Below are 12894 nucleotides of genomic sequence, written 5' to 3'. Positions count from 1 at the left end.
CCGCTCCCCGTTCAGGCCCGTTGGGCCAGGAAGGTCACCTTGACCTGCTCGCCCGCAGGCAGTTCGGTGAGCTCCTCGTCGACGTTGATCAGGCAGTTCGCCTCGGCGAGCGAGGCGAGCAGATGCGCCCCGGAGGTGCCCAGCGGCTGCACCAGGTACTCGCCGTTGGTCTCGTCGCGCAGCAGCTGCCCGCGCAGGAACCCCTTCCGGCCCGCCGTCGAGGCCACCGGCGACAGCAACCGCGCGTCGACGGCGCGGCGATGCGGGTTCTTGGTGCCGCGGGCCGCGCGGATCAGCGGACGGATCATGACCTCGAAGACCACGAGAGCGCTCATCGGATTCGCGGGCAGCAGGAACGTCGGCACCGAGTCGGGGCCGAGCCTGCCGAAACCCTGCACCGAGCCGGGGTGCATGGCGATGCGCCGCACATCCAGGTCACCGAGGTCCGACAGAGCCGCGTACACCTCGCCGCCCGTCGTTCCGCCCGCGCCACCCGCGACGACGACCACCTCGGACATGAGCAGCCTGCCCTCGACCGTCTCCCGCAGCCGCTTCGGGTCGAGCGGGACGATCCCGACGCGGCTGACCTCGGCGCCCGCATCGCGTGCGGCGGCGGCCAGCGCGTAGGAGTTGACGTCGTAGACCTGCCCCACCGACGGCGTGCGGTCGACGTCGACGAGCTCGTCACCCACCGAGATGATCGACACCCTGGGCCGCGGGTAGACCAGCACCTTCGACCGGCCGACGGCCGCGAGCAGGCCCACCTGCGCCGAGCCGATGGTGTCGCCCGCGCGCACCGCGACGTCACCGATCTGCACGTCCTCGCCCGTCCTGCGCACGTAGCCCGCCGACGGCACGGCCCGCTGCACGGTGACGTTCGCCTGGTGGCCGTCGGTGAACGCCGTGGGCACGACCGCGTCAGCCAGCGTCGGCAACGGCGCACCCGTGGCCACCCGCACCGCCTGGCCGGGCTGCAGCCGCCGCGGCTGCCGCGACCCGGCCTGGATCTCGCCGACCACCGGCAACTGCACCGGCTCCTCGCCCGCGGTGCGCACGTCGACACTGCGCACCGCGTAGCCGTCCACGGCCGCCTGGTCGAACCCGGGCAGCGCCTGCTCGGCGACGACCTCCTCGGCACACGGCAGCCCCTGCGATTCGGAGATCGCCACCCGCACCGGGTTCGGGCGCACCGCCGCCGAGAGGGCACGGTTCAGCTGCTCGGCGACCGGCCGGAAGTCCTCGGCGGGCAGATCCGGAACGGCGGTCACCGTGGTGGTCGGCTCGGGTTCGCTCATCAGTCGACGTTCTCGATTCGCTGCTTCAGCCAGTCACGAAGGGCGGGGCCGTACTCGTCGTCGGCCAGTGCGAAGTCGACGGCCGCACGCAGGAACCCGCCCGGGTTTCCGAGGTCGTGCCTGCCGCCGCGGTGCACGACGACGTGCACCGGGTGTCCCTCTTCGATCAGCAGCGCCACGGCGTCGGTGAGCTGCAGCTCGCCGCCGCTGCCGGGGCCGATCCGGTCGAGGGCGTCGAAGATCGCACGGTCGAGCAGGTACCGGCCCGCCGCGGCGTACGTCGACGGCGCGTCCTCCGGAGCAGGCTTCTCGACCATGCCGTGCACCTGCTTGACGTCGCCGTCATCGGTGTCGCTGACATCGAACACGCCGTAGGGGGAGATCCGTTCCTTCGGGATGTCGAACGCGCACAGCACGCTGCCGCCGTACCGGGCGCGCGCCTCGGCCATCTTCGACAGCACCCCCGTCGGCAGCACCAGGTCGTCGGGCAGGAGTACGGCCACCGCGTCGTCCTCGTCGGTCAACACCGGCCCCGCCTGCGCCACCGCGTGCCCGAGGCCGAGTGCCTCCTCCTGGATCGCCACGTCGACGTCGATGAGCCCTGGTGCCCTGCGCACCTTCTCGAGCAGCGCGTCCTTGCCCTTCTTCTCGAGAGCTTCCTCGAGGTCGGGCCGGGAGTCGAAGTAGTCGACGACGGCCTGCTTGTCCGGAGACGTCACCACGACCATGCGCCGCGCCCCGGCTTCGGCCGCCTCTCCCGCGACCAGCTCGATGCCCGGCGTGTCCACCACGGGCAGCAGTTCCTTCGGCACCGCCTTGGTGGCCGGCAGGAATCTGGTCCCGAGGCCCGCAGCCGGGACGATGGCCGTACGGAAGGTGTTCGTAGTAATGGGACCGGTCATGGGCGTGAAGCCTAGCCTGAACGTGCGATTCAAGCCGACAATGACAGGCTGACAGCGACAGTCGGCGACCGGCGAAATGTGCGCAAGACCCCGTACGCGTCGCATTTCGCCCACACCTCGCCGGCCCGACGTTCCCACCGACCCCGGGTCAGCACCGGAAAGGAAAGCCGTGAACACGCCCCAGCCGGAACACGTGACCGGACACGCAGGCAAGCGGGAGTGGCGCCGCGCGATCAGCAGTGCCCGTTCCGCCGTGTCGGCCCAACAGCAGGTCGCCGAGGCCAACGCACTCGCGGCGGCGATCCCCGGGCTACTCGACGGACTGCGGTCGCCGACCGTCTGCGGCTACGTGCCGTTCGGGTCCGAACCGGGATCGATCGGCGTGCTCGATGTGGTCCGCAACACCGGCGCGCGGGTGCTGTTGCCGATCGTGCCCGACGAGCGCGGCCCGCTGGAGTGGGCCGAGTACACGGGCACGGCGAGTCTGGTGCCGGGGCAGTACCGCGGCATCCTCGAACCGGGCGGGCCTCGGCTCGGCCCGGCGGCGATCGGCGACGCGGCGGTGGTGCTCGTTCCCGCGCTGGCCGTCGACCGGCAGGGCGCGCGACTCGGCAAGGGCGCGGGGTTCTACGACCGGTCGTTGGTGTTCGCGGAGACCGAGGCCCGGCTGGTGGCCGTGGTGCGCGACGACGAGCTGGTCGACCGGCTGCCGGCCGAGCCCCACGACGTGCGCATGAACGAAGTGCTCACACCCGGAAACGGCCTGGTCACCCTGCCTGCAGAGCAGTGAGGACGGCTCGCTGCCCGCGCGAGCCACGGCACCCGGTGATCGCGGTGTGACCTGGGCCTGATTGCCATGCCGGAATGCGGTAGAGCACAATCTCGTTAGCACTCTTAGGAGTCGAGTGCCAACGCCTGAAGGAGCACCTGTGCCGACCTATCAATACGCCTGCAAGCAGTGTGACCACCAGTTCGAGGTGGTCCAGTCGTTCTCCGAGGACAGCCTCACCGAATGCCCCCAGTGCGAGGGCGTGCTGCGCAAGCTGTACGGGGCCGTCGGCGTGATCTTCAAGGGCAGCGGCTTCTACCGGAACGATTCGCGCTCCGGCAACGGCAGCTCGGGCGGCTCGCAGGCGCCCGCGAACGCGTCGAGCGACTCCGGGTCGACGAGCTCGGACTCGAGCTCCGGCACCGGCGCCGACTCGAGCTCGTCGTCCTCGTCCACCTCGTCCAGTGACTCCTCCTCGTCGACATCGTCGAACGGCTCGTCGACGAGCTCGTCGACGACCTCCACGTCGGCGTCCGCCGCGTCCTGAGCACGCGCGGGCCCGCCCCGCGCACCGGCTCCGCCGCAGGGCCTGCTCCTGACAGGCCGTGGCACCTCCGAGCCCCCGGGCATGCGTCCGCCGCACCCGGGGGCTTGTTCATGCCCGGAGGAGTGCCCCACAGTCGCAGGCGCCTCCGGAGCCTGCGGACGTCTCCGCAGGCGCTCAGGCGAAGTTGTCCACAACGACCCGGTTGTCCACAGGCCGGCGACCGAGGCCTTCCGCACCGCCTCCGTGCCTTCCTAACGTCGATCGAACCGAGACCGGCGTCGTCCGGACCGATCCGACGAGGAGGCATCCGTGGCCATTCCCTTCACGCGCCAGGTCGCGCAGCTGACGACCGCGGTGCGCGCGCGGCCCGTGCCGGTACTGCGGCGGGTTCTGGCCGTTGCGCTCCTTCTGCTCGCGGCACTGATCGCCGCCCGTCCCGCCACGGCGGGCGACGACGACACTCGGCCGACCCTCGTGTTCGCCCGCGATCTCGCCCTCGGCAGCACGCTTCGACCGGGCGATGTCCGGGTGGCCGACGTCCCGGCACGGCTCCTGCCGTCCGGTGCGCTGCGAAAACCGGACGAAATCGCCGGACAGCACCTGGTGGGCGTCGCTCGTGAGGGTGAACCTGTCACGGATGCGCGCCTGCTGGATCGCGCTCCCACACCCGCGGGCACCGTGACCGTTCCGGTCAGACTGGACGATCCGGACGTCGCTCCGCTGCTGCGTTCCGGGTCCCGTGTGGACATCGTCGCCGCGGGCCCGGACACCGCCGGCAAGCCCGCGAAACGTGTCCTGGCCAGCGAGGTCCCGGTGTTGTCGGTCCTCGCGCCGGACACGGCCGGCGGTGCCGTACCGAGCTCGTCCGAGGAAGGACCGCTCCTGCTCGTGGCCGCCAGGCCGGAGCCCGCGGCCCGGCTGGCCGCTGCCGCCGCTGATCGACCCGTCACGGTTACGCTCCGCTAGCCAAAGGATGTCCAATGTGGAAGGGAGCGTGTGGTGCTGAAGGGCTTCAAGGAATTCCTGATGCGCGGCAACATCGTCGAACTCGCGGTCGCAGTCGTGATCGGTACGGCGTTCACCGCGATCGTCACGGCGTTCACGGAGAGTCTGATCCAACCGCTGATCAACGCGATGGGCGGCAGCGAAGGGGCCCAAGGGCTGGGCGTGCGGATCCTGGAGGAGAACCCCAGCACGTTTCTCGACTTCGGCACCGTGATCAACGCGGCGATCAACTTCGTCATCGTGGCCGCCGTCGTCTACTTCCTGGTCGTCGTGCCGTTCCAGAAGCTGCAGGAACGCCGCAAGCGCGGTCAGGAGGCCGAGGACGTGCCGCCGACCGACACGGAGCTGCTCACCGAGATCCGCGACCTGCTCCGGGACCGGCAGGGAGACCCGCGCAGCTGAGCCGCGGAGTCACCGGTCGTGATGCGGCGGCCGGTTCTCCCGGTACCAGTCCTCGGACATGGCGGGACCCCGCTGCGGGTCCCGCTCGTCCGAGGTCGTCTCCGGCAGCACCTCGCCGAACACCTCTGCGATCCGCCTGCGCGCCGACCGTCGCGATGCCTCCGAACGCTGCGGCGCCTCCGAACGCTGCGGCGCCTCCGGTGTCTCGGATTGTTCCGGGGTGGCCCGGGTGGCTTCCGCCGAGTCGGCTGGGTCCGGCGAGGACGGATCTGTCATGGGGCCGGATTCTCCCCGTTCAGTCGCCGCTGAGGCCGGACAGTTCGCCGATGACGTACGGCAGCAGCGTCGACAACGTCGCCATGCCGTCGCGCACCGCGGGGCGCGAACCGGCGAGGTTGACCACCAGCGTGCTGCCGGACAGCCCGACGAGGCCGCGCGAGACGCCCGCGTCGACCGCACCCGCCGCAAGCCCGGAGGAACGCAACGCCTCGGCGATACCCGGCACCGGGCGGTCGAGGACACCCGACGTCGCGTCGGGCGTCACGTCGCGGGGTGCCACACCGGTGCCGCCGACGGTGAGCACCAGGTCCACACCACCGATCACGGCGGTGTTGAGCGCGTTGCGGATCTCGACGATGTCGGCGCGGACGACCACCGAGCCGTCGACGATGAAGCCCGCCTCCTCGAGCAGTTCCGTGACGAGCGGGCCGATCGAGTCGTCGGTCTCCCCTTGGGCGGTGCGGTCGTCGACCACGACCACCAGCGCGCGGCCGAGCCGCTGTGCACTCCGTTCCATGATCCCTACCGTAGTGGTCCGTCCGCCGGCCTGCGCGTGTGCCGCGCGTGCGACGGTCGCAGGCCGCGACGCAGTGCGCCGCGGCCTGCGGTTGTTGGTCTCGGCCGCGCGCCGCGGCCGAGCGATCGAGAGGTCAGTTCGTACCGACCGGTTGTCCGCCCAGAGTCACGTCGACCGTCCGCCCGCCTTGGAGCGTGAGCGTGACCTTCTGGCCGGGTGCGCGGGTGCGGATCGCGGCCACGAGCGTGTCGGAGTCGTCGACGCGCCGCTCGCCGATCTTCACGACGACGTCGCCACCCTTCAGGCCCGCCTTCTCCGCGGGGCTGTCGGGTTGCACCTCGGCGATCTGGGCGCCGCCCTGCCTGGCGTCCCGCACCATCGCACCGATGAACGTCTGCGTGGCGTGGCCGTCCTGCATGATGTCGTCCGCGGTACGCCGTGCCTGGTCGATCGGGATGGCGAAGCCGATGCCGACGTTGCCGCTCTCCTGCGACGCACCCGAGGACGGGCTGTAGATCGCCGAGTTGATCCCGATGATGCGGCCGTTCATGTCCACCAGCGGGCCGCCCGAGTTGCCGGGGTTGATCGCGGCGTCGGTCTGGATCGCGTCCATGACCGTCGTCTGATCGCCCTGACTACCCGCCGACACCGGCCGGTGCAGCGAACTGACGATGCCCGACGTGACCGTGCCCGCGAGCTCGTACGGCGAGCCGATGGCGACCACCTGCTGTCCCACCCGCAGGTCGTCCGAACGGCCCAGTTCGACGGCCGGCAGGTTGCTCACGTCCTCGGCCTTGACGACCGCGATGTCCGTCGTCGGGTCGCGGCCGACGACCTTCGCCGACGTGGTCTGCCCGTCGTTGAAGACCACCTGGATCTGACCGCCCTCGGCGGCACCCGCGATCACGTGGTTGTTGGTCAGCACGTAGCCGTCGTCGCTGATGATGAAGCCGGAGCCCTCGCCCGCGCCCTGGGAGCTCACCGTTTTGAGCTGCACGACGCTGGGGCTGACCTTCTGCGCCACCGCGGAGGCCGACCCGTTCGGAGCGTTTCCGGTCTGCTTCGCGGGCCTCGTCTGGTCGAGCGAGCTGACCGACGAGCCCGAGGCGCCGTCAGCCGCGAGATAGCCGCCGAGCGTGCCGGCACCGCCACCGACCAGGAGCGCCAGCACGGCCACCCCCACGACGAGCTTCGTCCTGCCGCCGCGTGTGCGGGGCTTGCCCCCGCCGGCCTGCACCGGCGCCATGCCCGGCACACCTGAGCCCTGCATACCCCCTGCGTCAGCCGTGTCCGGACCGCCGGGATACGGCTGCGCACCGGGCGGCGCGTACGGGTTGCCGTACCCGCCGGCCTGCCCGGGCTGCTGCTCGGGAGGGGCCTGCGCGTACTGCGAGCCACCGGCGTACCCGGCAGGCGATGCGTGCTCGCCCTGCGGATGCCGAACGTCCTGCCCGTAGGACTGCCCCGTCTGCCCCGACTGTCCCGCCTGCCCGGACTGCTGCTGCGAGGCCTGCCGGTCCTGCGAAGCGGCGTCGGCGTGCCCGGCCCCCTCCGCCGACCACGGACTGGGGGTCGCGCCGGCCGCGCCCTGGGACTGTGGCCCCGGGGCCTGTGCGGGACCGCCCTGCGCCGGGAAGCCCGACGACGGAGTGACGGTGTCGTCCGAGTCGCTGTCTTCCGAGAAGGTGGGGTCGTTCTCGCTCATGCCCCCATCATGGGTCATGCTCCTGAGAGCTCGCTGAAATCCGGCTGTGGACCCGCCGTGGCTTCGTGGAGCTCCGGCTCAGCCCGTCGCCGCACCGGCACCTGCGGCACCGCCGACCTCACCGGCCTCGCGGAGGCGCCGGGCGATCTGCTCCGGGGTCGCGTCGTTGATCCACACGGCCATGCCGGACTCCGACCCGGCGAGGTACTTGAGCTTGTCGGCGGAACGCAACACCGACAGCAGCTCCAGGTGCAGCCACGACAGCCCCGGGTCGGTGCCTCGCGGGGCCTGGTACCAACCCGCGACGTACGGCAGCGGTTTGCCGTACAGCCCGTCGCACCGGCCGAGGACCTGCAGGTAGACGCTGGCGAAGTCGTCCCGCTCCGCATCGGTCAACTCGGTCAGGTCGGCCACCTGGCGGTGCGGCACGACCTGCACCTGCACGGGCCACCGGGCCGCGGGCGGCACGAAGGCGGTCCAGTACTCGCCTTCGGCCACGATCCGTTCACCCGAGGCGCGTTCGGCCGCGAGGACGTCACCGAGCACGTGGCGGCCGTGGCGCTCGCGGTACTCCTCCGCCGTCGCCAGCATGCGCTCGGTGCGGGGCGTGACGAACGGGTAGCCGTAGATCTGGCCGTGCGGGTGCGACAGCGTCACCCCGATCTCCTCGCCGCGGTTCTCGAACGGGAAGACCTGACGGACGCCGTCGAGCCGGGACAATTCCGCGGTGCGGTCGGCCCAGACGTCCACGACCGTCCGCACGCGCTCGCGACTCAGCTCGCCGAACGACCCGGCGTGATCGCTGGTGAAACACACGACCTCACACCGGCCCATGCCCGGAGCGGAGGGGACGAGCCCTGCCCCGTCGACGGTCGTCTCACCCATGCCGTCGACCCGCTCGGCGAACGACGGGAAGCGGTTCTCGAACACGACCACGTCGTAGTCACCCTCCGGAACTTCGCTCGGTGTCCCGGGCGAGCTGGGGCACAGCGGGCACAGGTCGGCCGGCGGTTTGTAGGTGCGGGTCTGCCGGTGCGCGGCCATCGCCACCCACTCGTCCGTCAACGGGTCGCGGCGGATCTCGGACGCCGCCGTCACCTCCGGGAGGTCCCGCGTGTCGTCCGCGGTGCGCTCCGGAGCGTCCGGGGTGTCGTCGAAGTAGACGATCTCCCGGCCGTCGGCGAGCCGGCGCGACGTCTTCCGCAGCACGCTCATTCGCCTGCCTCCGGGTTCGTCGGGACGTCGGCGATGACGAGTTCGCCGACGTGTTCGGACAGGGTCGCCCGCGCGTCGTCTGGCAGGTCGCCGTCGCTGACGACGACGCTCGCATCGGCCAGGTCGGCGATCGTGGAGATGCCGACCGTGCCCCACTTCGTGTGGTCGGCCAGCACGACGAGCTTGCGCGCGGATTCCATCAGCGCGCGGTCGGTCTCTCCTTCGGTGAGGTTCGGCGTGGTGAATCCGGGCCCGTCGGCCATGCCGTGCACGCCGAGGAACACCATGTCGAGGTGGAGGTTGCGGATGCTCTGCACCGCGACCGGCCCGACGAGCGCGTCGGACGGTGTCCGCACACCTCCGGTGAGGATGACCGTGCGGCCCGGCTGCGAGGATTCGTGCAGCACGTCGGCGATCCGTACCGAGTTGGTGACGACGGTCAGGTCGGCGATGCCGGCGAGCGCGCGGGCGAACGTCCACGTGGTCGTGCCCGCGGACAGGCCGATGGCGCTGCCGGGCTGGACGAGTTCGGCCGCGCGGGCGGCGATGGCCTCCTTGTGGTCCTGCTGCTGCACGGACTTGGCTTCGAAGCCGGGCTCGTCGGTGCTGCGGTCGCCGATGGTGGTGGCTCCGCCGTACACCTTCTCCACGAGGCCGCGACCCGCGAGCACGTCGAGGTCACGGCGCACGGTCATGTCGGACACGCCGAGCCGCTCGACCAGGTCGCTCACGCGGACCGCACCGGTTCGCCGCGCCTCCTCGAGGATGATCGCTTGTCGCTGCCGCGCCAGCACACCGTCTCCCACTGTCCGGCGCCGGCCACCGCCGACGCCCACAAACCGAACCCAACTGAACAAAATCCTACAGCATTCAACAGCCGGGTGGTTCGGGATCGGTCAGAGCCGACGGCGTCCGGCGCGCGAGGCGGCGTCGGTGGAGCTCGCGCGGCTACTCCGACCGGTCGGCGGTGACGCCCGGCAGCCGGATCGTCATGACCGTGCCGCCGCCGTCCCGCGCGGAGGCGAACGCGCCACCACCGTGACGCTGCGCGGCCTGGCGGACGATCGCAAGCCCCAAACCGGAACCGGGCAGCGTCCGGGCCTCGGCCGATCGGTAGAAACGGTCGAACACGCGAGGCAGGTCGTCGGGCGAGATCCCGGGGCCGCGGTCGGCGACCTCCACCACGGCGGTGCCGTCGCCGAGCGACCGCAGTCCCACGTACACGGTCCCGCCCGCGGGCGAGAACTTCACGGCGTTGTCCAGCAGGTTCAGCACGGCACGTTCGAGCACGCCGGGGTCACCGGTGAGCTCCCACGGCTGCAGGCGGACGTCGAACTCCGTCTCGCCCGCCCGCCTGCGAGCCCGGTCGAGAGACCGTTCGACGACCTCCACCAGGTCGACCCGCTCGACCATCTCCTGCGGCCCGCTGTCGCGCGCCAGTTCCACGAGGTCGCCGATGAGCTGCGTCAATTCGTCGAGCTGGCCGCGGATGTCGGTTTCGATCTCGCTGCGCATCGTCTCGTCGAGGGGTGGCGCACCGCTGCGGCCCGCCGACAGCAGCAGTTCGAGGTTCGTACGCAGCGACGTCAGGGGTGTGCGCAGCTCGTGACCCGCGTCGGCCACGAGCCTGCTCTGCTGTGCCTGCGACTCGGCGACCGCGCCCAGCATCGTGTTGAAGCTCTGGGTCATGCGCGAGAGCTCGTCGTCGCCGGTCACCGGGATCGGACGCAGGTCCATCGTGTCGGCGACCCGCTCGGTCGCCGACGTCAGCCGTTCGACGGGCCGCAGCGCCGTCCGCGCGACGCCCGTTGCCGCCCCGGCCGCGACGACGACGCCGATCCCACCGAACAGCATCAGTACGAGGGCGAGGTCGCCGAGGGTGCGTTCGGTCTGGGCCAGCGACTGTCCGAGCACGAGCGCCTGGCCGTGGCCCGAGGGGACCGCGACGACCCGGATCCCGCTGGCCTTGTCGGTGCGCAGCGACCATTCCGCGTCCCCACGGGCGACGGCCAGTTCCGGCCCGCCGGTCGGCGGTTCGGCCGCGCCGCGCGGTACGACGAGCGTGTCGTCGGCCTCGAGCAGACCGATCTGGATGTCGCCGCTGGCGAACAGTGCCGCGGGCAGGTTCTGGAACTGCGAGGCCACGGGCACGCTCTGGGCCGCGGCCTGCGCTCGCTGGCTCAACGAGGTGTCGAACTGTTCGTAGACGTTGTCGCGCACCGTCAGGTACGTCACCAGTGACACCAGGGCGACGGTTCCGCCGACGCACAGCGTGGCCAGCAGCATGACGCGGGTGCGCAGCGAGATGCGTTTCGGCGTCCGATGCGGTGCCGGATCGTGCCCCGGTTCGGCACCGGCCGTCGCGACGCCGGAGCGGTGGGGCTCGGTCACGGCGGTGTCTCCCGCAGCACGTAGCCGACGCCACGGACGGTGTGGATCAGCCGGGGTTCGCCGTCGGCCTCGGTCTTGCGGCGCAGGTATCCCACGTACACCTCGAGCGCGTTGCCCGACGTGGGGAAGTCGAAGCCCCAGACCTCCTCGAGAATGCGCGTACGGGTCAGTACGTGCTTCGGGTACGTCATGAACAGCTCGAGCAGCGTGAACTCGGTGCGGGTGAGGCTGATCTCCCGGTCGCCGCGGCGCACCTCGCGGGTGTCCGGGTCGAGGGTCAGGTCCCCGAACACCAGTGCACCGGCGCCCTGCGGGTCGGCCTCGGCCGCCGCGCGCCGCAGCAGGGCCCGCAACCGGGCGAGCAGTTCCTCGAGGGCGAACGGCTTCGGCAGATAGTCGTCGGCACCCGCGTCGAGGCCGGACACGCGGTCGGACACGGCGTCCCGTGCGGTGAGCACGAGGATGGGCAGATCGTCGCCGGTGCCGCGCAGCCGGCGGGCGACCTCGAGGCCGTCCAACCGGGGCATCATGACGTCGAGCACCATCGCGTCCGGCCGGTCGCTGTCCACCTTCTCCAATGCCTGGGCGCCGTCGCTCGCCACGTCGACCTGGTAGCCGTTGAACTCCAGGGAACGCCGGAGCGACTCCCGCACGGCCCGGTCGTCGTCGACAACGAGTATGCGCATGGGGTCCAGTGTGTCGCGCGTGTCTGAGACGCGGCTGAAAGGCCGCGCCGGCCCGGGTGTCGGCCCGGTCACGTACGGGCCGACGTCGGCAGAGCTAGTCCACGAGTCCGCCGCGGTAGGCGAGCAGGGCCGCCTGCACCCGGTTGGCCGCGCCGATCTTCGACAGCACCGCGGAGACGTACCCCTTGACGGTCGCTTCGGACAGGTGCAGTTTGCCGCCGATCTCGGCGTTGGACATGCCCTGCCCGATGAGGCACACGACCTCGCGTTCGCGTTCCGACAGCGACGCCAGCAGCCGCCGAGCCGGTGCCGCCGCGCGGGCCTCGTCCCGTTGGGCGTCGACCATCCGCGCCGCCACGCTGGGGTCCAGTACCGCGCCGCCGCGGGCGAGGTCCCGCACCGCACGCACGAGCACGCCGGGCTCGATGTCTTTGAGCAGGAAGCCGTTGGCGCCGAACCGCAGCGCGAGGCTCACGTACTCGTCGACGTCGAACGTCGTCAGCATCGCCATCCGGGGAGCTTCGGGCAGGCCCTGCATCGCGCGCAGTGCGCGGATGCCGTCGTCGGGCTGGCGCATCTTGATGTCCAGCAGAGCGACCTGAGGGCGCAGCCGCCGGGCCGTTTCGACGGCCGATCTGCCGTCGGCCGCTTCGCCGACGACCTCGATGTCGGGTGCAGCGGACAACATCGCGCGCAGGCCCTGGCGCACGAGCTCCTCGTCGTCGGCCAACATGACTGTGATCAACGGTTGCCTCCCGGAGGGGGGAACGGGATGGACAAGGTCTTCGCCGTCGGAGACAGGGGTAGCTACCTGCCGGTAGTGGGCCCAGAGTAAGTGATCGTTTGCTTCCGTATGGTCCACTTACCAACATTCACCCGGGTACGGTTAGGCTGTGTCCGGGCCGCACGGCCATGCCCTCGTAGCTCAGGGGATAGAGCACCGCTCTCCTAAAGCGGGTGTCGCAGGTTCGAATCCTGCCGGGGGCGCCAAACATGCAGGTCGGACGCCGTGATCGACTCACGACGCCCGACCTGCCACGTTCAACCCTTGTTTGTGGCTTCCGGATGGTGGACGGCTCCCCCAGCGCCGGGCCGGCAGTCTCCTCGACGGCACCGCGTGTCAAACCCGGTCGAGCCGGCGAGCATGATCTCGAGTACGTCGAGCACTCCCACGACCACGG

14 protein-coding genes, 1 tRNA gene and 1 pseudogene are annotated in these 12894 nt (G+C 71.1%); 5 read left to right on the top strand and 11 right to left on the bottom strand.

Annotated features, from left to right (window positions below):
- Positions 1-11 precede the first annotated feature (11 nt).
- Both glp and FHS23_RS07270 read right to left on the bottom strand, forming a co-directional pair.
- A complete protein-coding gene (gene glp / locus FHS23_RS07275; protein WP_183649720.1) occupies positions 12-1295 on the bottom strand; it encodes a molybdotransferase-like divisome protein Glp in 1284 nt (427 codons plus the stop codon).
- Positions 1295-2197 carry a UTP--glucose-1-phosphate uridylyltransferase gene (locus FHS23_RS07270; RefSeq protein WP_183649717.1) on the bottom strand — a complete coding sequence of 301 codons (903 nt, stop codon included), beginning with the start codon at positions 2195-2197 and terminating at the stop codon, positions 1295-1297. The genes glp and FHS23_RS07270 overlap by 1 nt, the downstream gene beginning before the upstream one ends.
- A 169-nt stretch (positions 2198-2366) precedes the next feature.
- On the opposite strand from FHS23_RS07270, the gene FHS23_RS07265 reads away from it, so the two are divergent.
- Together FHS23_RS07265 and FHS23_RS23710 are read left to right on the top strand one after the other, a co-directional pair.
- The gene (locus FHS23_RS07265; RefSeq protein ID WP_343053701.1) at positions 2367-2987 is read left to right on the top strand and encodes a 5-formyltetrahydrofolate cyclo-ligase; all 621 of its coding nucleotides are present in this window, start codon (positions 2367-2369) and stop codon (positions 2985-2987) included.
- Between the two features lie 115 nt (positions 2988-3102).
- Positions 3103-3267 (top strand): annotated as a pseudogene (locus FHS23_RS23710) (FmdB family zinc ribbon protein); the annotation flags it as partial.
- Between the two features lie 14 nt (positions 3268-3281).
- Here the strand turns inward: FHS23_RS23710 and FHS23_RS23705 are convergent.
- Positions 3282-3491 (bottom strand): hypothetical protein, encoded by a 210-nt coding sequence (locus FHS23_RS23705; protein ID WP_343053757.1) that lies wholly within the window; start codon positions 3489-3491, stop codon positions 3282-3284.
- A 331-nt stretch (positions 3492-3822) separates the two neighbouring features.
- Between FHS23_RS23705 and FHS23_RS07255 the strand changes: the two genes are divergently transcribed.
- Complete coding sequence (locus FHS23_RS07255) at positions 3823-4479, top strand: SAF domain-containing protein (protein WP_183649707.1); 657 nt, start codon at positions 3823-3825, stop codon at positions 4477-4479.
- Positions 4480-4512: 33 nt separating this feature from the next.
- A complete protein-coding gene (mscL, locus tag FHS23_RS07250; protein WP_183649704.1) occupies positions 4513-4920 on the top strand; it encodes a large-conductance mechanosensitive channel protein MscL in 408 nt (135 codons plus the stop codon).
- Positions 4921-4929: 9 nt separating this feature from the next.
- Here mscL and FHS23_RS07245 read toward each other — a convergent pair whose 3' ends face one another.
- From FHS23_RS07245 to FHS23_RS07210, 8 genes are all read right to left on the bottom strand, one after another.
- The gene (locus FHS23_RS07245; RefSeq protein WP_183651269.1) at positions 4930-5196 is read right to left on the bottom strand and encodes a hypothetical protein; all 267 of its coding nucleotides are present in this window, start codon (positions 5194-5196) and stop codon (positions 4930-4932) included.
- A 19-nt stretch (positions 5197-5215) separates the two neighbouring features.
- The gene (locus tag FHS23_RS07240) at positions 5216-5716 is read right to left on the bottom strand and encodes a MogA/MoaB family molybdenum cofactor biosynthesis protein (RefSeq protein WP_183649701.1); all 501 of its coding nucleotides are present in this window, start codon (positions 5714-5716) and stop codon (positions 5216-5218) included.
- A gap of 133 nt (positions 5717-5849) precedes the next feature.
- Positions 5850-7421 carry a S1C family serine protease gene (locus FHS23_RS07235; RefSeq protein ID WP_183649698.1) on the bottom strand — a complete coding sequence of 524 codons (1572 nt, stop codon included), beginning with the start codon at positions 7419-7421 and terminating at the stop codon, positions 5850-5852.
- A 78-nt stretch (positions 7422-7499) separates the two neighbouring features.
- Positions 7500-8636 (bottom strand): galactose-1-phosphate uridylyltransferase, encoded by a 1137-nt coding sequence (galT, locus tag FHS23_RS07230; protein WP_425501088.1) that lies wholly within the window; start codon positions 8634-8636, stop codon positions 7500-7502.
- A complete protein-coding gene (locus FHS23_RS07225) occupies positions 8633-9430 on the bottom strand; it encodes a DeoR family transcriptional regulator (protein WP_183651097.1) in 798 nt (265 codons plus the stop codon). The genes galT and FHS23_RS07225 overlap by 4 nt, the downstream gene beginning before the upstream one ends.
- 154 nt (positions 9431-9584) lie before the next feature.
- Positions 9585-10922: a HAMP domain-containing sensor histidine kinase gene (locus tag FHS23_RS07220; RefSeq protein WP_183651094.1), complete on the bottom strand. Its 1338-nt coding sequence runs from the start codon at positions 10920-10922 to the stop codon at positions 9585-9587.
- 101 nt (positions 10923-11023) lie between these two features.
- Positions 11024-11713, bottom strand: coding sequence for a response regulator transcription factor (locus FHS23_RS07215; protein ID WP_183649695.1), 690 nt, complete (start codon positions 11711-11713; stop codon positions 11024-11026).
- A 94-nt stretch (positions 11714-11807) separates the two neighbouring features.
- Entirely contained in the window at positions 11808-12458 is a 651-nt protein-coding gene (locus FHS23_RS07210; protein WP_183649692.1) for a response regulator, read from the bottom strand.
- Between the two features lie 169 nt (positions 12459-12627).
- Between FHS23_RS07210 and FHS23_RS07205 the strand changes: the two genes are divergently transcribed.
- Positions 12628-12703, top strand: a tRNA-Arg gene (locus tag FHS23_RS07205).
- The last annotated feature ends 191 nt before the right edge of the window (positions 12704-12894 follow it).

The organism is Prauserella isguenensis (assembly GCF_014191605.1).
GTDB lineage: Bacteria > Actinomycetota > Actinomycetes > Mycobacteriales > Pseudonocardiaceae > Prauserella > Prauserella isguenensis.
Note: the sequence above shows the minus strand (reverse complement) of the source record. Positions and strands in the feature narration are given on the sequence as shown.